The 19,013-nt window shown below is 45.9% G+C and carries 24 protein-coding genes, 1 tRNA gene and 1 pseudogene; 22 read left to right on the top strand and 4 right to left on the bottom strand.

All coding sequences use genetic code 11. The features are described from left to right. Nucleotides 1-40: 40 nt before the first annotated feature. The 4 genes and pseudogenes from mfd to B9N89_RS32355 all read left to right on the top strand — a co-directional run bounded on the left by mfd (nucleotide 41) and on the right by B9N89_RS32355 (nucleotide 5,471). Nucleotides 41-3,532 carry a transcription-repair coupling factor gene (mfd, locus tag B9N89_RS01105; protein ID WP_132314650.1) on the top strand — a complete coding sequence of 1,164 codons (3,492 nt, stop codon included), beginning with the start codon at nucleotides 41-43 and terminating at the stop codon, nucleotides 3,530-3,532. Nucleotides 3,533-3,543: 11 nt separating this feature from the next. Beyond that, nucleotides 3,544-4,539, top strand: coding sequence for a peptidylprolyl isomerase (locus B9N89_RS01100; RefSeq protein ID WP_132314651.1), 996 nt, complete (start codon nucleotides 3,544-3,546; stop codon nucleotides 4,537-4,539). Then, nucleotides 4,485-4,922: pseudogene (locus tag B9N89_RS32360) on the top strand (SurA N-terminal domain-containing protein); the annotation flags it as partial. The gene B9N89_RS01100 and the pseudogene B9N89_RS32360, both read left to right, overlap by 55 nt. 159 nt (nucleotides 4,923-5,081) lie before the next feature. Continuing rightward, the gene (locus B9N89_RS32355; protein WP_412535392.1) at nucleotides 5,082-5,471 is read left to right on the top strand and encodes a peptidylprolyl isomerase; all 390 of its coding nucleotides are present in this window, start codon (nucleotides 5,082-5,084) and stop codon (nucleotides 5,469-5,471) included. A 182-nt stretch (nucleotides 5,472-5,653) separates the two neighbouring features. On the opposite strand, the gene B9N89_RS01090 is transcribed toward B9N89_RS32355, so the two are convergent. From B9N89_RS01090 to B9N89_RS01075, 4 genes are all read right to left on the bottom strand, one after another. After that, nucleotides 5,654-5,729 (bottom strand) — tRNA-His (locus B9N89_RS01090). A gap of 68 nt (nucleotides 5,730-5,797) precedes the next feature. Continuing rightward, complete coding sequence (locus tag B9N89_RS01085) at nucleotides 5,798-8,440, bottom strand: hypothetical protein (RefSeq protein ID WP_132314653.1); 2,643 nt, start codon at nucleotides 8,438-8,440, stop codon at nucleotides 5,798-5,800. 14 nt (nucleotides 8,441-8,454) lie between these two features. After that, the gene (locus B9N89_RS01080; protein ID WP_132314654.1) at nucleotides 8,455-9,507 is read right to left on the bottom strand and encodes a hypothetical protein; all 1,053 of its coding nucleotides are present in this window, start codon (nucleotides 9,505-9,507) and stop codon (nucleotides 8,455-8,457) included. Nucleotides 9,508-9,583: 76 nt separating this feature from the next. Further along, complete coding sequence (locus tag B9N89_RS01075) at nucleotides 9,584-10,543, bottom strand: HD-GYP domain-containing protein (RefSeq protein WP_132314655.1); 960 nt, start codon at nucleotides 10,541-10,543, stop codon at nucleotides 9,584-9,586. 313 nt (nucleotides 10,544-10,856) lie between these two features. Here B9N89_RS01075 and rpsJ point away from each other — a divergent pair, with 313 nt between their 5' ends. The 18 genes from rpsJ (at nucleotide 10,857) to rpsE (ending at nucleotide 19,001) form a co-directional block, all read left to right on the top strand. Then, the gene (rpsJ, locus tag B9N89_RS01070) at nucleotides 10,857-11,168 is read left to right on the top strand and encodes a 30S ribosomal protein S10 (RefSeq protein WP_132314656.1); all 312 of its coding nucleotides are present in this window, start codon (nucleotides 10,857-10,859) and stop codon (nucleotides 11,166-11,168) included. 77 nt (nucleotides 11,169-11,245) lie between these two features. Continuing rightward, nucleotides 11,246-11,887, top strand: coding sequence for a 50S ribosomal protein L3 (gene rplC / locus B9N89_RS01065; protein ID WP_132314657.1), 642 nt, complete (start codon nucleotides 11,246-11,248; stop codon nucleotides 11,885-11,887). A 26-nt stretch (nucleotides 11,888-11,913) separates the two neighbouring features. Then, nucleotides 11,914-12,540 (top strand): 50S ribosomal protein L4, encoded by a 627-nt coding sequence (gene rplD / locus B9N89_RS01060; protein ID WP_132314658.1) that lies wholly within the window; start codon nucleotides 11,914-11,916, stop codon nucleotides 12,538-12,540. Then, the gene (gene rplW, locus B9N89_RS01055) at nucleotides 12,540-12,827 is read left to right on the top strand and encodes a 50S ribosomal protein L23 (protein ID WP_132314659.1); all 288 of its coding nucleotides are present in this window, start codon (nucleotides 12,540-12,542) and stop codon (nucleotides 12,825-12,827) included. The genes rplD and rplW overlap by 1 nt, the downstream gene beginning before the upstream one ends. 17 nt (nucleotides 12,828-12,844) lie before the next feature. Next, complete coding sequence (gene rplB, locus B9N89_RS01050) at nucleotides 12,845-13,672, top strand: 50S ribosomal protein L2 (protein WP_132314660.1); 828 nt, start codon at nucleotides 12,845-12,847, stop codon at nucleotides 13,670-13,672. Between the two features lie 14 nt (nucleotides 13,673-13,686). Beyond that, a complete protein-coding gene (rpsS, locus tag B9N89_RS01045) occupies nucleotides 13,687-13,956 on the top strand; it encodes a 30S ribosomal protein S19 (protein ID WP_132314661.1) in 270 nt (89 codons plus the stop codon). 11 nt (nucleotides 13,957-13,967) lie between these two features. Next, on the top strand, nucleotides 13,968-14,306 hold the full coding sequence (gene rplV, locus B9N89_RS01040; protein ID WP_132314662.1) for a 50S ribosomal protein L22: 339 nt from the start codon (nucleotides 13,968-13,970) through the stop codon (nucleotides 14,304-14,306). An 18-nt stretch (nucleotides 14,307-14,324) separates the two neighbouring features. Next, a complete protein-coding gene (gene rpsC, locus B9N89_RS01035; RefSeq protein ID WP_132314663.1) occupies nucleotides 14,325-14,963 on the top strand; it encodes a 30S ribosomal protein S3 in 639 nt (212 codons plus the stop codon). 31 nt (nucleotides 14,964-14,994) lie between these two features. Further along, a complete protein-coding gene (gene rplP / locus B9N89_RS01030; protein WP_132314664.1) occupies nucleotides 14,995-15,417 on the top strand; it encodes a 50S ribosomal protein L16 in 423 nt (140 codons plus the stop codon). Further along, nucleotides 15,417-15,632: a 50S ribosomal protein L29 gene (rpmC, locus tag B9N89_RS01025; protein WP_234996058.1), complete on the top strand. Its 216-nt coding sequence runs from the start codon at nucleotides 15,417-15,419 to the stop codon at nucleotides 15,630-15,632. The genes rplP and rpmC overlap by 1 nt, the downstream gene beginning before the upstream one ends. A gap of 11 nt (nucleotides 15,633-15,643) precedes the next feature. Next, nucleotides 15,644-15,916, top strand: a complete 273-nt coding sequence (gene rpsQ / locus B9N89_RS01020; protein WP_132314666.1) for a 30S ribosomal protein S17 — start codon at nucleotides 15,644-15,646, stop codon at nucleotides 15,914-15,916. Nucleotides 15,917-15,933: 17 nt separating this feature from the next. Continuing rightward, entirely contained in the window at nucleotides 15,934-16,305 is a 372-nt protein-coding gene (rplN, locus tag B9N89_RS01015; protein WP_132314667.1) for a 50S ribosomal protein L14, read from the top strand. Between the two features lie 37 nt (nucleotides 16,306-16,342). Beyond that, nucleotides 16,343-16,891: a 50S ribosomal protein L5 gene (rplE, locus tag B9N89_RS01010; RefSeq protein WP_200820643.1), complete on the top strand. Its 549-nt coding sequence runs from the start codon at nucleotides 16,343-16,345 to the stop codon at nucleotides 16,889-16,891. Between the two features lie 17 nt (nucleotides 16,892-16,908). Then, nucleotides 16,909-17,094, top strand: a complete 186-nt coding sequence (locus B9N89_RS01005; RefSeq protein ID WP_132314669.1) for a type Z 30S ribosomal protein S14 — start codon at nucleotides 16,909-16,911, stop codon at nucleotides 17,092-17,094. 29 nt (nucleotides 17,095-17,123) lie between these two features. Then, a complete protein-coding gene (gene rpsH / locus B9N89_RS01000; protein ID WP_132314670.1) occupies nucleotides 17,124-17,522 on the top strand; it encodes a 30S ribosomal protein S8 in 399 nt (132 codons plus the stop codon). 15 nt (nucleotides 17,523-17,537) lie between these two features. After that, entirely contained in the window at nucleotides 17,538-18,080 is a 543-nt protein-coding gene (gene rplF, locus B9N89_RS00995) for a 50S ribosomal protein L6 (protein WP_132314671.1), read from the top strand. A gap of 24 nt (nucleotides 18,081-18,104) precedes the next feature. After that, nucleotides 18,105-18,461, top strand: a complete 357-nt coding sequence (gene rplR / locus B9N89_RS00990) for a 50S ribosomal protein L18 (protein WP_132314672.1) — start codon at nucleotides 18,105-18,107, stop codon at nucleotides 18,459-18,461. Nucleotides 18,462-18,479: 18 nt separating this feature from the next. Continuing rightward, the gene (gene rpsE / locus B9N89_RS00985; RefSeq protein WP_132314673.1) at nucleotides 18,480-19,001 is read left to right on the top strand and encodes a 30S ribosomal protein S5; all 522 of its coding nucleotides are present in this window, start codon (nucleotides 18,480-18,482) and stop codon (nucleotides 18,999-19,001) included. Nucleotides 19,002-19,013 lie beyond the last annotated feature (12 nt).

Raw genomic sequence — 19,013 nt, 5'->3', positions numbered from 1 at the left:
AAACATGGAATTCTGGCGAAAGATCTGTAGGTAGTGGATTATGGAAAGTGTCAAAAAGTCTGTAGTAGTGGCCCTAGAGCCTTACCTGAAAGGCCTTGATGCCTCAAGTTATGACAATTCGGTATTGAATATTCTTGGGGCTCAGCCGGTCCAGGTTGAGTTTTTAACCTTGGTTGCCATTGAGGAAGAGTTTCGTGGCAGCGACGGGCAGGGCACTATTGTAGTGCTTTTACCACATAGTCGTGAGTTCAAGCGCTGGCATGAGTTGATCGCCGAGAACTTTCATGGTGCTGTCAAAACCTTTGAGCTTTCTGCAAGTCAGTTTTGGGGAAGTGATCGCTACGCAAACCAAGCTCGTATTTTGCACCAGCGTATGAACGCTTTGAGTCAGCTAGCGCAAGGACAAGGGTTCAAAGTTGTTTTAGCTAGTTTCCCAGGGTTGATGCAAGCTACGCTTGAACTCTCCGAACTGAGAAAGCTAACCATTCCGCTGAAAAGAGGAGATGAGTTCGATTCAGATGAATTACTCGATAGGATTGGGGATCTAGGCTACCAGGAAAGTGATGTGGTGACTGAACCCGGGTTTTACTCCCAGAGAGGAGGTATTCTTGATATCTTCACGCTTCATCAAGATCAACCGGTACGCATTGAATTCATCGCAGATACACTGAGCACTATGAGGACTTTCGATCCCGTCAGTCAAAGATCCACAGGAGAAATCAACGAGTGCCTCATCCCGCCTGCCCTTGAACTTGACTTTCATCACTCAAATCATCGAGCCTATAGCCAAGACTTACACACATTCCTTTTAACGAATGAACGTTTGGATCGTCACGAACGCCAGGGCATGGTAGATGCTCTTCTAAAAGGTTTTCGTTTTCCTACCTTACCACTGTTTTTTCCTCTGTTGCGGCGGAGCAGTGGCCAACGGTCACTTTGGGATCAAATTGAGGGTGTTCCCATTCTGTCACATGGATCGTGGCCACGGCATGTTGACGACTATGGTTCATTTACCAAAAATATCAGGAATGCTTTTAAGTCGGACCTAGAAAGCGGCAAGGCGAGCTACCCTCCAGAAGAGCACTTTTCTGCGCCACTGCCAGAACCTAGTCAGCCACTGATCGAGTTTGGTAACCCCTTCCGCGAGGGTCCAAAGATTTGGGACGGGCAGTCGCGAACGTTAGGGCCGCTTAACCTAGACACTTCTGTGCGCTTGATTGCTGAAACTCTCCAAGAGGGGCAGAGGGTTTTTGTACTTGTTCAATCGAAATCTCAGCAGCAGAGAGTCTCTAGTGTTTTTGATGCTCATAACATTTCTTGGCAAGAGTCAAAGAAACCCGTTATGGCATGTCTTCGCCATGTTTATGAAGATCAGTCCGTGACTATCCTTAGGGGGGATCTATCACAGCCTGTTTATCTTGATCTTCATCAATGTTTGATCATCCCAGAGCATGCATTCTTTGGTGAACCAAAGCGAAGAGCTATGTCAACCAAGAAGTCCTTGAAGGCTGTTCTAAGCTCGTTTCGCGATCTTAAAGAAGGCTCACTTGTTGTTCATATTGAGCACGGGATTGGCCGCTACTGTGGAATGAAAAATATTTCGGTCGCAGGCCTTTCCTCAGAATTTTTGGTGATTGAATATGCCGGTGGCGATCGGATCTATCTGCCGGTCGATAAATTGGAGCAATTACAGAAATACTCTGGCGGTAGCAGCTCGTCACCTCATTTAGATCGCCTTAAAAGCCAAGGCTGGACCAAGAAAAAGCAGCGAGTTAAAAAAGCTGTTAAGGATATGGCTGATGAGCTACTTAAAATACATGCCCAGCGAAAGACAAGCCCAGGTACGGCTTTTTCAAACCCCAATGATCTATACTTTCAATTAGAAGCTGATTTTCCCTACGAGGAAACCGATGATCAGTTGCGTTGTATAGATGAGGTTAACGCTGACTTGAGTTCCGCGCATCCGATGGATCGACTAATCTGTGGTGATGTTGGTTTTGGAAAAACTGAGGTTGCCATTAGAGCTGCCATGAGGGTTGTCATAGATGGCTTCCAAGTTATGGTCTTGGCCCCAACTACTGTTCTTAGCTACCAGCACTTCAATACCTTTCAAAAGCGCTTTGAGAAATATGGTGTCGTGGTAGCCCTATTAAATCGATTTGTGAAAGCGAAGGCAGCGAAGGATGTGATTGATAAATTCAATCAGGGCCGTATTGATGTTCTAGTCGGCACTCATCGCGTGTTGAGCAAGGATGTCAAGGCTCGCAACCTTGGTTTGATTGTGGTCGATGAGGAACAACGCTTTGGAGTCGGGCACAAGGAGAAATTAAAGGCTCTGAAAGCCTCATCGGATATTCTTACGCTAACAGCAACCCCGATCCCTCGTTCACTTCACATGTCTTTGCTAGGTCTCCGCGACATCTCTACGATCATGACGCCTCCGACGGAAAGGCTAGAAGTAAAAACCTATGTGGTTCAATGGGACGATAGTATTATCAAAGCTGCCATCGAAAAAGAGGTGGCTCGGGGTGGGCAGGTGTTCTTTGTTCACAATCGAGTCGAGGATATCCTAGAATTAAGATCGTACCTGTCTGATCTGGTCCCAGGAGTTGATATTCGGGTAGGTCATGGGCAGATGACGGAACAGGAGCTTGAGAGGGTAATTGTCGACTTTCTAGAGCAAAAGTTCTCAGTGCTGCTTTGCACTACCATCATCGAGTCTGGGATTGACATGCCTAATGTCAATACTATCCTTGTTAATCGTGCTGATCGGTTTGGTTTGTCGCAACTCTATCAGATGCGAGGGCGAGTCGGGCGGTCTAGCCGTCAGTCTTATGCCTACTTTTTAACCAAAGCCCATATGATGATGACACCGGACGCAGAGCAGAGACTCCAGGTTCTCGCAGCTCACCAAGAGCTTGGTGCTGGGTTCTATATTGCTAACTACGATCTTGAAATGCGCGGTGCGGGAGACTTGCTTGGAGGAGCGCAGTCGGGGCATATCAGTGACGTGGGTATTGATATGTATACTCAACTTTTGGAAGATGAGATTCGCAAGTCACAAGGTGGTCCACAGCGGTTCGAGATCGACCCGGAAATCAAAATCGACATCAAAGCTTCGCTACCTCCCACATATATTGATGCTGAGTCTCAGCGCCTGAACATTTACAAGAGAATCTTCTCTAGCCTTGAGATTGAAGAGCTAGAAGAGATCAAATCTGAAGTCCAGGATCGCTATGGACCATTGCCAGCAGATGGCGGGGCCATATTTCAGGTTGCTCGCCTGAAGTTGATGCTTAGAACCCAAAGAGCCGTAACGTTGTCGCGAGTTTCTGACAGCAAATACGAGCTAACTTTTGGATCTTTGGAAAAGGAGCATATCAAAAGGCTACTCAAAGCCAGCGAAAAAAGGCCAGATGTTTTTAAGATCAATCCTGACTACAGTATGATAGTGACAGTAGAAGCGTTGGACGAGGCCTTTCAAGGTCTCGACGGGCTTATCTATGCCCTGGATATGCTGACGAAATACTGAAGGCTTTGGCTATGTTAAAAAAGTATCTTTACGGCTCGATCACCATTCTTTTCTTTGGTTTTGGGGTCTATTTTTGGAAAATTTTAAATACTGGGATCTATATTCCCGATTCCGACGATCTCTCCTACGATCGATTTGCGAATAACAAAAATTTGCTTGTGGTTGGCGATAAGGCGATCACATATGACGATGTTGAGTGGGAGTATAACCTTCTTACCCAGGGTCTCATCGACGATAGCGACCTAACATCCATTCCTGAAGTGTATAACCGCGAGGAGCAGCTAAAAGCTCTAAGAGAGCGCTTGGTTGCAAACTTGATCGAACGCAAGCTTCTCTTTGAGTTCATCGAGCAAGACAGCGATTTTAACCTTTCAGATCCTGCGCGTTACACAGATTGTGTCGGTGATTGGCAGAAAACGATCGATCAGAACAACGAATTTTTCTTGGCAGCAACTGACAAAGAAAGGCTTAAAAATAGGCTTTGCGAGCGGGATATCATTCTTCAGTACCTGAATGAAAGGATCTTTGCCCAGGTTGAGGTCACGGACAAGGAGGTTGCTGATTATTACTCTGCCAATATTAAGAGCTTCGAGTTTCCTAAGCGGGTTGTGATACGTCAAATTGTTTTGGCTTCAGAGAACGAGGCCAAGCGAGTACGGCACCGGGTGCGGGTCCATAATTTCGAGCGTTACGCTCGTGAAATGTCGATCACACCAGAAGCAGAGAATGGCGGTCTGCTAGGGCCATTTGCCAAGGGGGATATGCCACGTATCTTTGATGTAGCTTTTTCCATGCGCCGGGGAGAAATTAGAGGCATCCTCAAATCGACCTATGGTTTCCATATAATAAAGCTTGAAAAAAAACTCCCAAAGTCCAAACTGAGCCTAGGAGAGGCAAGGCCTAAGATCGAATTAGAATTGCGCAAGCAAAAGCAGGAAAAGGAATACCAGAAATGGGTAGAATTGGCACTCAGTGCGGTTCCCGTAGAATCGCCCAAGCCATTGTAATATTATCATATTTTTTCTTTCAATCAGTTGCATTTGGAGAAGAGTTAATCGATCGTGTGGTCGCTGAAGTTAATGGAGAGCCGATTACCTACAGCGAAGTTCAGGAGAAAGTGCGCAAAAAAGTCCTTGTGGAGGTCTCCCCTTATCCCGCCACCAAAGATGATGATGAATTCACCATCGCCCTTCAGGATTCGATCAATCTTAAGCTGATTCTTCAGAAGGCCGAGGAACTCGACCTAGAGATTAGCGACGAGGAGTTAGAAATTGAGATCGACAAGTTCATTAAGCGTCGAAATCTCACGCGAGACTCTTTGCGTCAGGCACTCGCTCAAGAAGGGATGACCTATGAGCAGTATCGCCGAGACTGGCGTAAGCAGATGTTAATCTCTCAGTTTCAAGGACGTGAGATTTTGCCGTCTGTGAAGATTACGGATAAGGATGTTGAAATCTACTATCTCCAGCAAACTGGTGCCAGCGGAGAGAGCATTAAGCTGACGCTAAGACAGCTTTTTATTCGCATTCCCAGTTCTGGTCCAGACAGTGTGAAAAAAGGCAAAGAGGAAATTGTCGATCGCGTCTATAGCGAACTTAAAGATGGTCTCGACTTTTCGAAAGCGGTGCGCGTTTATTCTGATAGTGAAAGCGGGCGTGAGAACGGTGGGAAGATGCCTCCTGTTCTCTTGAAGGACCTAGCACCGGTTTTTCGTCAGGCCATCGAAGGTTTGGATGAAAAGCAGTTCACAGCACCTGTAAAAGTTGGTCCGGGTGCTTATTTCTTCTATCTAGAGAAAAAGGAATTTGCTGGAAATGATGAGTTCCGCAAGGTTAAAGGACAGCTTGGTCAGCGTTTACGCCAGGAGCAGATTGGAGATCAAACCATGAAGTGGATCGAGAATCAGCGGCGGCGCTCAGAAATAAAGATCATCGACTAGATACTAAGGCCGGGTTTTCCCGGTCTTTTTTTACTCAAAAAAATCCAGCCCGACTTTTGATTTAGGTTGATGTCGCCGCATCAAAGAATTATCACACAAGCCATTCGTCACTTGAATGCCATGGAGCCTGTCTGTTCGTAGATCAAAAAAACAGTTAGGAATTCTAAAGGGGGAAAATAAAGTGGGGTGGCTAGTGGGGATCGAACCCACGTATGTCGGAATCACAATCCGATGCGTTAACCACTTCGCCATAGCCACCAGAAGTGAGGCTCAGTTTTTGCTCATTCTGAGATTTATGTCAACAGTAATTTGGAGACTCACCTCGTTTAGAGAATTTTTACCCCAGACTCACCGAGCTCAGTTTGTATAAAACGGGAATCGCTCCAAGTTTGCGTATCTTCGGACAGGCTGATGTGAATATTAAATGTTCCTCCGAGACCGATAATCAGATCCGACAAAGGTGAGCCAAATGGGCTCGATTTGCCGTTGATATAGAAGCTCGTCCGAGCATTGGCTCTTTTTGTAGACCGATTGCTGGTTGTTGACAGCTTGATCACTTGGTCGAATAAGACAAATCGCCCGAAGTTAACTGAACCACTCTGCTCTAGTTTGATATACACATAAACTGTCTTTCGCTCACTATTGGTAAGGTTGAGGTTTAGGTCTACAAGATACTCGATATCCTTGCGTTTAATGGGAGTGATTCTAATCTTGCTAAGCTGTGGCCGGGCGCGATTATCGATAAAGTTGTTGGGATCGAATGCTGCCAATTTACGATCGATTGTTTTGAACGTAAAGGACTTGGGAAACTTGGTGCGTGACTTGATAACCTTATGGTTGAGCTTGGCAAAGGTGTTTTTCGCGCGCTTCATGTCACCTGTATCAAGGGGTTTGTGCTTGGCCTGGGTGCTAAAGGATAGCAGGCGTGGCAGCCGCCTATAGTCCCCGAGTAAACATAGGGCTCGTATGAGCTGAACCGGGTAGGCAGAATCGAATAGGGTGCTGAAAGCGTTCAGGTGTTCCATGGGCGTCACAGCCTGGTTGAGCATTTCAAACGCATCGACGGTGCGCTTTGTTTCATTGATGAATTCGAAGTCGGGAACCTTGAAGTTGATTAGCTTAAGTGGTTGCACAGTGACCCAACCCATATATTGGAACATCCAACTCCATCTCTCACGAAGCTGCTTCTGAGCCCAGTAGTTAGCATCCATGCCATAGGCTAGGGCCATAGCTCGTCTGATCTGAAAGGGCTTTTTCTGAGACATATGCTTTAGGTATTGGCTGGGAAAAGAAATGTGGGCGTTTAAACTCATCTTCCCTAGATATGTGGGGCTGACTTTAATATTGCGAATATCATCCATGGGGTTCATGAGCGTGTTATCGAGTTTGTACTGAAGCTGCCGTTGATGGGAGTACACCGGTATTGTCGGTACCTCTCTCAAAGGCAATGCCAGATAGTAACGCATAAGATTGATAACCTTTTGGAACTCGCGGGCGTCTGTGAACCGATCGGTTATATTCAAACTTGAAAATATATTGATAGGAGATTTCATATAAGGGTCAAAGAGGTAACGAGGGTTCTTCTTGCTGTAGCTACTAGCTTTTTTGACTTTCATTTCAACGCGATTATTCATCTTGATGTTCTCTGCACCCACGAGTACATCCCAGTCTAAGTTCTCCCAGACTTGCTCTGCTTCCAGGATGTTGGTTTCCCCCGAGGGGTCATGAATTTCAATTTCGGAACTAGTAATCTGGTTGGCATGTTTCAGCTGTTGCACGAAGAAGTTTCGCTCTGTCTGCGTTCCTTCCTGGTGAGCAAAGGTCACCTTGTTGAACTCAAAGCTGACGCCAGTGAAATCAGATTTCTGCTTTACCCCGCGGCTATGGGCCCGGAATGCTGGTGCTAAATCGCCGCGGGTGGCTTTTTCATAGGCTTTCCTTGCTACCGGGTAGCGAAAGTCAAAGGTATAGAGTTGCTCGATAGACGAGAGTTTAGCTTTCGATAAGAGAACATCGATAGGCGAGAATGGAGCTTTCACGCCACTCCACTGGGGGATGAGCTTCGTGAAAAACTTAAAACTCGTGGCTAAGATGCTCTCGACCTTAACTCCCTGGGTGCGTCCGTCGGTGACAAGGACCCAATAAATATATTGGCTTTTTCTAAGAACGCTGATGGTGTGATTGCCTGTTTTGAACACGGTAAATGGCACGTCTACATTCAGGTTTTCGGAGTTGATCTCATCCTGAAGCCTTAGCAAGCTTTTTCGCAGCGGGTCGAAAGACAAATTTATTCCTCCGGATATCCCGTATTGCCTAATGCTACCAATGGGGATTTTAGACGCCTGTTCGGAGTTGCTGGGAATCATGAGCGGCGTTTGAAGATAGGTTAGAGGGTCATAGAGTTCTTCCTGATTGAAAGAAGGAGGTAGTATGTTTGCCAAAATAGGTAGAATGCCAAACCAGTGATTGAATAGGGTTCGCCAGAGGGGAAGGTTGCGGCGTTCAAAGGCTCGAATCGCATCGGTACGGTGATAAATATTGCGAACAAACAGATAGCCATCAGATCCTAGGTTGATAGGAATGTTCCCGATGCGATTGATTTCTTTTTGGTATTTGGGGCCAATGCGAAACTGGTCTGTGACGATATAGGTTCCCACCGAGGTTTCATTCACATCTCGGGAGAAGTTCGTTTCAAGGTCTAAGTCAGCTGTGAACTCGATATCGAAGGTTTGATCCATGATGCTATAAAAAATAGTTTCCATTAGGGTATCAACAGTTTGGTTGATCGACTTTGCACCGCTGGTGAGACCGGAAGCAAGGGTTGGGTTCTTTACAACCCTTTGAACGCTTTCGTATTGGGATCGTTTTTGCTCTTCAGCTTCCAACATCTTGCTAGCTGATCGCAAGGGCTTCCCTTGTGCCTTGGTTATGGCGTTCACGAGCATCAGAAGGATTAGGGTCGATTTCATTTTTGAAACGCCCCCTAAAGATTGACTTCGGTGCCGAAGAAGGCAAACCACTTGGACTTTTCCCCTGCTTGAAAACTTCTCCGATGACTCACAGTCAACATCAAGGTGGAGAAGCTAGTAGGAAACAGGCGCCATTGTCCCGTCAACAGCCACGCGTTCTTGCGATCGTCTTCAAACTGAATGAGCCACTGACTGAATTTGGCCCGTTTGCTAAGATAGTTAAGCCTAAATAGTTGGTGAAACCAGTAGTTTGAGCCCTCTGGTAGAAGCTGCCGGACCCATTCCAAAGAGATAAAGGCACCTTGGCTTCTGTTTAGGATGGCCATGCTGTAGTGGTCGAGCCTATCAGCATCAGTGAGAAAGGAGGCAATCAGTTTGGTGCCTTCGAGGGCTGCTAGGTCGATGCTAGCCCGAGCGCTGGCTTGATCCAGTTCTCCTTGTTCTAAGGTGTCTTGCCAGCCTTCGACGTCTTTGAGGGATACACCAATTTCGTAGCGAGTTTGGTTGTTGTTTTTCTTGCTCAGCTGTAAACCCCACTTCCTCCTTGGCCAGTAGTTCCTCTTCACATGGTCCATAAGGGTCTCCAAGGGGCGATCATTAAGACCAAAGGGTAAATCGATCTTTCCAACAGATGCCTGGATCGGTGAGAGGGTCGGGTTTCCCAGCTGGAGGAAGGCGTACTCAGTGATTTTCTGGTCGAAATTTGGGGAATCGCTATGTTCGAGATCTTGTCGCGATTTGGCGAGGCCTTGGAAATGCATGGTCACGGAGTGCCAAAAATTTAAACCCAGGTAGCTGCGCCCGAAAAACAGGCTTTCTGCCTCCTCATCTTCAAAACGGTGATCTTCCATATTGAGGTGGGCTCCGTTGAGATAGTGAACTCCAAGGTGATTGCGAATGCAGATATTGGGCCAGATTTGGCTGTAGTTTTTCGGAATAGGTTCCTGTGCAAGCTGGCAAGTCCCGGTATAGATTCGAGCTGAAACCCCTGTTGTGAGGCCAAGAGTGCTACCTATGGCGACCAATTTGGCAATAAAAGGGATGTAAGGTCGGGTGCGAGCGTGCATCCAATAAGCTCTTTGCTGATGTTTGCCTTAAGAGCTTATTCTCCTACGAATGATCTAGGGATGCAATGTTTGCGTATTATTTAAGGCAGGATATTAGGGCCTTAAATGGTTCTACGGGAAGCTTTGCCCCTATCATCTTGTGTTTCATGAAGTCGAGAGCTTCGAATCGAGATCGTTTGTTCTGGTACGAGCGCGTCGATGTGAGAGCGTCAAATACATCGGCTAAGGTTGCTATCTGTACTTCGGGAAGCAGGTTTTTCTTGTCCATGCCGTGGGGATAACCGCTGCCGTCTAGCTTTTCATGATGGTGGAGAATGATTTCTTGTGGGACGAATTCCAGGGCAGAGTCCCGGATTGATTCGTGCCCGTATTGCGGATGAGATCTCATTTTGGTCCACTCCTCGTCAGTTAATGCACCGCTTTTATTAACAATATCGAGGCCTACATCCTTCTTGCCAATGTCATGGAAAATTCCTCCGATGGCGATCTCCTGAATCTTTGCTTCGTCCGTGAGGCCCATTTCCGTAGCAATTGCTACGGCATAGGTGGATACCCGGATACTATGGAAATAAGTATAATAGTCATGATCCGCTAGCCCAGAAATAGCCTTGATACAACTTTTGTCTTCGCCTACGCAGTTGGCGATGCTCCTAGCGATGGTTTCTGCCTTGCCGATACAAGCTTCAGTGATTTCTCCGTCGTAGAGGCATTGCACGAACTGAGAACCAACCTGTTCGATGGACTTAATTCGTTCATACGGAGGAAGCTCATTGTCTATCTTGGGAATTTTATTAAGCTGGCAATACATCCCAGCCTTGCGAGAGTCCTTCTTACGGATGAGAAACTCCCCGTAGCCGTTTTTCAAGAGTGACTCAAGTTCATCCTTGAGCCATTTGTATCCTGAAGCCGCGTAAAGTATGATGGTTTCTGAAAGGTCCAGGAAGAGGTCGAAATCAGTGACAGAGTTATCGGTAATCCGATCGACTGAAAATACGTCGTAACTATTTCTTGTCTGCGGGTAAAGATCTATATTCATGGGGTTTCTCTCTTCAGATCTCTAATGGTTAACTATGCCTTCGGAACTTTCGACAAGAACTTTATGATAAGGACAATCAGCTCTGAAATGAGAAGCTATTGTGCTAGCTTGCCTGAGACAAAATAAATCTGATCTATTTGTCCAAATGACTTGACACCCCGGTTTGTTTGGTATATCTATCGGCTTCCACGCTACAGGTAAGCCTGCACCGAGCAAGCCAATGCCTTCTGTTTAGTCTTGGTATATCTCACCAGCTAGCTTTCCTGTAACGAGTTTTCGATGACCCATTGTTAAACTTGTAGGGTTTTAGATAATGAGCAGCCAAAATATTCGTATTCGTTTAAAGGGTTACGATCATAGATTGTTGGATCAGTCTGCGGTCGAAATTGTAGAGCGTGCCAAAAGAACCGGTGCTCGCGTTGCAGGTCCTATCCCGCTTCCGACAGCTATCAATCGATACACGGTACTACGTAGCCCACATGTAAACAAAAAGTCTCGTGAGCAATTCGAAGTTAGAACTCACAAGCGTGTCTTGGACATCATGGATGCCAAGGCGCAGACAATCGACGCACTCATGAAGCTAGACTTAGCTGCCGGTGTCGATGTCGAAATTAAACTTTATTAGGGTAACGTCAGTTTTAGCATGAGAAACTGTCGCTTGTTTGATGGACGTAACAACTAGAATCAACGAAAGTCATAGCAATGCAGGGACTGATCGCAAAGAAAGTAGGAATGACCAGAGTTCTCGATGAGCAAGGTCAAATGATACCAGTAACCTTGTTGAAGGTTGAAGATCAACAAATCACAAAAATTCTAACTGTTGATCGCGATGGATATCACGGAATTCAAGTCGGCTACTACCAGAAGCCGGAAAGAAAGCTAAATAAGCCGGATCTTACAAGACTAAGAAAAGGTGGAATCGAAGCGAATTTCACACGCTTCAAAGAATACCGATTCGACTCAGCTGTTGAGCTTGAGTTAGGGTCAAAGCTAAGTGCTGATCTTCTTGCAGAAGTAAAAGCAGTTGATGTCACTGGTGTAACTAAGGGTCACGGTTTCGAGGGCTCGATTACACGCTGGGGACACAAGACTGGCCGAAGAACTCATGGTTCTCACTTTCATAGAAGACCTGGTTCACTTGGTCAAAGAACGACTCCCGGTCGCGTTTACAAGAACAAAGAAATGCCTGGGCACATGGGTTCTGCTCAAAGAACAATTCAGAATCTCAAAGTGGTAGATGTGGATGTTGAAGCGAACGTAATTGCTCTTAAGGGCTCTGTTCCTGGTCACAGAGACGGGTTTGTAATTGTTAAACCATCTACCAAGCTAAAAGAGTCCAAGTAATTTGGCTCTCGAGGGAGATTTAAGAAATGCAAGTAGCAGTTAAAGATATTACCGGAAAGCAAGTTAAGTCGATTGACTTGCCAGAAGCTATCTACGGCCTCGAGCTTAACGATCACGTGCTTCATCATGTGGTTAAAGCCTACCGAGCGAACCGTCGTCAAGGAACTCATGCAACCAAGACACGTTCAACGGTAAACGGTGGTGGTAAGAAGCCTTTTAGACAAAAGGGAACAGGTAACGCTCGTCAAGGTACTAGTCGTTCTCCTCATTACCCAGGTGGTGCGGTTTCTCACGGCCCTCAGCCAAGAGACTACACACAAAAAGTAAATAGAAAGACAAAAGCGCTTGCTTTGAAAGTCGCTCTTTCTGACAAAGTTCGCCACGGTAAATTTGTGGTTGTTGATAACTTCTCTGTTGAGTCTTACAGCACAAAGAAAGTTGTTGGTGCTCTTTCTGCTCTAGAAGCTAGTCATGCACTTCTAGCAGATAACGTAGCTGCAGACTTCCTTTACAAGTCGACTCGCAATATCAACGGTGCGGCAGCAAAGACAACTGCTGAACTTAACGTTGAAGATGTGTTGCGCTACGAGAACTTTGTTATCTCTGAGCAGGCTCTTGAAGCTCTTAACAAAAGATTGGGAGGAGCTGAGTAATGCATCCATATAGCGTCATCATTAAGCCTGTCCTTTCTGAAAAAAGTAACGACGTACGCGAAAATGAAGGCAAGTACACCTTTGTAATCCGTCGCGACGCGACTAAGGAAGACGTAAAGAAGGCTGTCTCTAAATTATGGGATGTCAAAGTAGCGAAGGTTCAAACTCTCATCACACGCGGCAAAATCAAGCGTCGAGGAATGAACTTTAGCAAGCCTACGAAAACAAAAAAAGCTGTGGTCACCTTAGCTGAAGGCGCCAAGCTTCCATTGTTTGAAGAGCAATAAGAAAGGACTTTAGCGTCATGGCAATTAAGCAATTTAAACCTACATCTCCTTCTCGACGAGGAGCCTCTGTAGTTTCTTATAGAGACCTAGACAAAGTTGCACCTTTCGGTCCTCTTACAGTGGCTAAAAGTCGTAACGGTGGTCGTAACAATACGGGTCGTATCACTGTTCGTCATAAGGGTGGCGGTGCAAGGCAACACTACCGAATGATCGATTTTAAGCGTAACAAGATTGACATACCTGGCAAGGTAGAGTATATCGAATACGACCCGAATAGAACGGCATTCATCGCTCGAATTCTTTTTGTTGATGGTGAGCGTCGATACATTTTGGCTCCAGATGGCCTTAAGAAAGGTGACCAAGTCATCACATCGGAAAAAGTAGATGTGAAGCCTGGTAATGCAACTGCTCTTAAGAATTTGCCCCTTGGTACTGTAGTCCACAATATTGAAATGAAAGCTGGTAAAGGCGGCCAAATGGCTCGTAGTGCTGGTTCTTCGGCTCAGTTGGTTGGACGAGTAGATGGATATGCTCAGCTCAAGCTTCCAAGTGGTGAAATGAGACGCGTACGCGAAGAGTGCTACGCAACTGTTGGTTCAGTTAGTAACTCAGATCATTTCAATATCGATCTTGGGAAGGCTGGTCGTAAGCGTTGGAAAGGCGTCAGGCCTACTGTTCGTGGTGTTGCCATGAACCCGGTTGATCACCCTCATGGTGGTGGTGAAGGACGTACTTCAGGTGGTCGTCACCCAGTATCTCCTTGGGCTGTGCCAACTAAAGGTCATAAAACTCGTCGAAATAAGCGCACTGATAAAGACATTATCAGACGTCGCAAAAAGAAATAAAGGGAGGATGCTAAGTGGCTCGTTCTATTAAAAAAGGCCCATTTGTAGACAGCTATTTATTTAAAAAAGCTGACCAGGCCGCCCAAGATAAGAAGCCTATTAAGACTTGGAGCCGTCGCTCAACTATTGTTCCTGAATTTGTTGGCCTAAACTTCTTGGTTCATAACGGCAAGAAATTTGTTCCAGTATTCGTCACTGAGAACATGGTTGGTCATAAGCTGGGTGAGTTTTCGCCAAGTCGTACATACTACGGACATACAGCCGATAAAAAAGGTAAGAGATAGGGAGCTCCGTTTTGGAACAGCAATTTAAAGCAATATTGAAAAATACGCGAATCTCTGCTCGCAAAGCAAGACTTGTCGTAGATATGGTTAGAGGTAAGCCCGTATCAGTCGCTTTGGATACCCTAAAGTTGACAAACAGAAAAGCGGCTCCCTTGGTTTCCAAATTGATCCAGTCTGCTATGGCGAATGCCACTAGCTCTGCAACTGTTGATGTGGATCGTTTGGTTGTGTCAGAGGTATTCGTTGATGAAGGTGCGACTCTTAAGCGCTACCTACCTCGGGCACAGGGTCGAGCAACTCCTATCCGGAAGCGCTCATCACATATAACAGTGAAGCTCGCTGAGCTCTAAGTCGAGAAAGGGAGATTCGTGGGACAGAAAGTCAATCCAATTGGTTTTAGAACTGGCATTAGTAGACCGTGGGCTTCACGTTGGTATGCGCGTCACGATTATGCAAAGTTTCTTCAAGAAGACATGCGTATCCGTGAGTACATTGAGAAGAAGTTCGATAGCGCAGGCGTTTCTCGCGTAGAGATTGAGCGTGCTGCAGCAAATATGAGAGTGAACATCTACTCCAGCCGCCCCGGTATTATCATTGGTAAGAAGGGTGCTGGTGCTGAAAGTCTTAAAGAGCAGCTTGTGAAGATCTGCAAGATTGATTCTGGTGATCCGAGTGTCAATGTATACGAGGTTCCTAAGCCAGATCTTGATGCTAGTCTTGTAGCTCAAAGTATCAAGCAGCAGTTGCAACGCCGGGTTTCTTTCCGTCGCGCAATGAAAAAGTCTATCGGCGCAGCAATCAAAGCCGGTGCTAAAGGTATCCGTGTAAGCTGTTCAGGTCGCCTTGGTGGTGCTGACATGTCACGAACTGAGCGTTACCGTGAAGGACGAGTTCCTTTGCACACGCTAAGAGCTGACATCGACTATGGTACTTCTGAAGCTCTGACCACATACGGAATCATTGGCATCAAAGTTTGGATCTTTAAAGGTGAAAAACTTGAGGGTTAATATCCTCAAGCTTTGGATAAAGGATGGATAAATGTTAACTCCAAAACGACTAAAGTTTAGAAAACAACACAAAGGTCGTATCAAGGGTAAGGCACAGCGCGGGACACACCTTGCGTTTGGTGACTATGGTATCCAGGCGATTGAAAGCGGTAAAATCACCTCTCGACAGATTGAAGCAGCTCGTATCGCGATGACTCGCCACATCAAACGTGGTGGTAAAGTTTGGATCAAGATCTTCCCTGATCGACCTGTTACTAAGAAGCCACTTGAAGTGCGTATGGGTAAAGGTAAAGGTTCAGTGGACCATTACGTTGCTTACGTGAAGCCAGGCCGTGTTCTATATGAAATGGACGGCGTTGCTCCTGAAGTAGCTACCGAGGCGCTCAAACTCGCTGCCGCAAAGCTTCCTGTACGCACGAAGCTTTTGATGAAATCGGAGGATCTTTGGTCATAATGGACGTTTTAAAAGTTACAACAGAAGAGTTAAGAGGAGCCGAGGCGAAGGATCTTCGCACGGCTGAAGAAGATGTTCGTAAGCAATTGGCCGAGCTCAAGATGGACATTTACTCCGCAGCCGGTAACAGTGTTGGAACAATTCGTAAGCTTCGCAAAACTCTAGCACGTATCAAGACAGTACAGACTGAAAAAGCGCGTGCTACTAACGGTTAAGGTAAGAAAGTATGTCGGTACAAGATGCAAATGTAAAAAAGTCGAAGCCTCTGCAAGGGGTCGTTACTAGCGACAAGATGGACAAGGCTGGCGTTTGTACGGTCGAGCGCATGGTTCGTCACACACGCTACGGCAAGTACGTGAAGCGCAGAACAAAAATCATGTTTCACGATGAGAAGAACCAGTGCAAAGTCGGTGATTCGGTTCTCATCATCCCATCACGGCCACACAGCGCACGCAAGAGATTCGATCTTTTGAAAGTCGTTGAAACAGCTAAAGCTTAGTATTAGAGGGAACCGTAATGATCCAGATGGAATCAGTTCTCCAAAGTGGAGACAACTCAGGCGCGAAAGTCCTCAAGTGCTTCAAAGTACTTGGCGGCAGCAAGAAGCGCTTTGCGACTGTTGGCGATACGATCGTTGTTTCGGTTAAAGAAGCAATTCCCAACAGTAAAGTTAAAAAAGGTAGTGTTCACAAAGCTGTTATCGTTCGGACTAAAAAAGAAATTCTAAGACCAGACGGAACGACGATTCGCTTTGACGAAAATGCAGCAGTACTCGTAAAGGGTAAGGACAGCGATCCAGTTGGAACGCGTATCTTTGGCCCAGTTGCAAGGGAAGTTAGAAACAAAGGGTATATGCGGATTGCATCGCTTGCACCTGAAGTACTGTAAGACTTGGTAAACTAAATTAAGTATAAGGTGAATGAAAATGGGATATGTCCCCAGGCTTCAAGAGCATTATAGCAGTGTGAAGGCTGATCTAATTAAAGAGCTTGGCTTGAAGAACCCCAACCAAGTTCCTAAGATCGAAAAAGTCGTGGTCAATATTGGTCAGGGCGATGCTGTTCAGAACATCAAGATTCTTGAAGGTGCAATGAGAGATCTTGAAGCTGTTACTGGGCAAAAGCCAGTCATGACCCGTGCTCGCAAGTCTATCGCTGGTTTTAAGCTTCGTGAAGGAATGCCTATCGGTTGTAGTGTTACTCTTCGCAAGCAGCGCATGTACGAGTTCCTTGATCGTCTTATCAACGTGTCAATCCCTCGTATCCGTGACTTTAGAGGATTCTCTCCAAAAGCTTTTGACGGACGTGGTAACTACACTCTCGGTGTGAAAGAACAGATTATCTTCCCCGAGATTGACTACGATAAAGTTGATCGAATTCGTGGATTGGGTATAACCATCGTGACGTCGGCTGAAAATGACATTCAGGCGAAGGCACTCATGGACAAGTTCAACTTTCCATTTCGTAAAAACTAAGGTCTTGAGGAGATATCATGGCTAAGAAAGCACTGATTGAAAAAGCTAAAAGAAAGCCAAAGTTCTCAACGAGAGCTTACACACGATGCAATCGATGTGGCAGACCTAAGGCCGTTTATAGACGTTTTGGAGTGTGTCGTATTTGCTTCCGTGACTTGGCTTCCAATGGAATGCTAGCGGGTGTGACCAAGGCTTCCTGGTAATAAACGATTTTGTTTAAGGATTCATATTAATGAATATCACAGATCCTATTGCTGATCTTCTGACACGAGTCAGAAATGGACAAAAAGCTGGTCACGAAGTTATCTCGGTTCCAGCTAGTAAGATTAAGATTGCCATCACTCACGTTCTTCGTGAAGAAGGCTTCGTAAGAAACTACAAGTGTATCCGTGATAGTAAGCAAGGTATCCTAAAGATTGCACTTGCTTACGACGAAAGCGGAAAAGGCATTATTAAGAACATTCGCCGAGTAAGCCGGCCGTCAAGGCGTCACTTTGTTGGTGCAGACAAGCTACCATATGTAAAGAATGGTTTCGGAACAGCGATTCTTTCTACGTCGAAAGGTATCATGACTGATCGCGAAGCTCGTAAGAATCATGTTGGTGGCGAGTACATTTGCTCGGTATTCTAATTAGAGGTTAATCATATGTCTCGTATCGGAAAGAGGCCTGTAGCCATTCCTTCAGGAGTGGAAGTTAAGATTGACGGAAACCACGTCAAGGTTAAAGGCCCTAAAGGTTCTCTAGAGAGAACATTACATAGCGCTGTAAAGCTGGTACAAGAAGGTTCCGAGATCACAGTTTCTCCTGTGGTTGACGATAGCGAAAGCAAGAAATTTCATGGCTTAAGCCGGACTCTCCTTGCGAACATGGTTGAGGGCTGCTCGAAAGGCTTCGAAAAGCGTCTGAAGTTGATTGGTGTTGGTTACCGTGCTGCAAAGCAAGGCAACGCTCTTAACTTTACTCTTGGATACAGTCACCCCATTCTCTTCGAAGCCGTTGCAGGTATCGATCTGAATGTAGATAAGCAAACGACCATCATCGTGACTGGTGCTTCTAAGGAAGACGTTGGCGAAACTGCTGCTAAGATTCGTGCACTGCGTCCACCTGAACCGTATCACGGTAAAGGCGTTCGTTACGAAAATGAGCATATCGCTACAAAAGTCGGTAAGGCTGCGGGTAAAAAATAATCGATAGCTTGTAGGAAGAATAAAATGTCGAACACTAACAAGAAAAACTTGTTGAGACTTAAGCGAAAAAAGAGAATTCGCAAGAAGCTCTCAGGTACTGGCGAGAGACCAAGACTTTCTTTGTTCCGCTCAGCAAGGCACATCTATGCTCAAGTTATTAACGATGAGACTGGTGTTACCTTGGCATCGGTAAATAGCTACAAAAAAGGTAGCAACGCCCGAGCCAACAAAGACCTTTGTACTGAACTTGGTAAGCAACTCGCTGAAGCTTGCAAAAGCAAAAACATCGAGAAAGTCGTATTTGATAAGAACGGATATGCTTTCCACGGACGAGTCGAAGCATTTGCTAGTGGCGCGCGTGAAGGCGGTTTACAATTCTAGCTCAATTGGGAGGCTTCCGTGGCTAAAGAGCAACGTGAAAAAAGAGACGATAATTTTCAGGACCGCGTTGTAAACATCGCGCGTGTCGCTAAAGTTGTAAAGGGCGGTCGTCGTTTTAGTTTTAGCGCCCTAGTTGTTGTTGGAGACAGCAAGAACAAAGTAGGTTTCGGTTTAGGTAAGGCAAACGAAGTTCCTGATGCGATTCGCAAAGGATCTGAGCAAGCTAAGAAAAGCTTGATCACAGTCCGTAAAAACGGTGGTTCAATTCCCTTCGAAGTTGTTGGTCGTTATGGATCAGCTCGGGTTCTTATGTACCCAGCTAAAAAAGGTAAGGGAATCATCGCTGGTGGCGCCGTTCGTATTATCTGCGAACTCGCGGGAATCGAGGACATTGTCTGTAAGGTTCACGGTACGCGTAACCAGCAGAACGTAGTTCGGGCTGTAGTCGATGGTCTAAGTCAATTGGAAAACATCGAGCAGTACGCTGCACGACGAGGGAAAGAGGCTGCAGACGTTCTTCAAGTAAGACACAGCAACTAATTCGCTCAAATA

Origin of the sequence: Pseudobacteriovorax antillogorgiicola (assembly GCF_900177345.1) — a bacterium.
In the GTDB taxonomy this organism is placed as follows: domain Bacteria; phylum Bdellovibrionota_B; class Oligoflexia; order Oligoflexales; family Oligoflexaceae; genus Pseudobacteriovorax; species Pseudobacteriovorax antillogorgiicola.
Note: the sequence above shows the minus strand (reverse complement) of the source record. Positions and strands in the feature narration are given on the sequence as shown.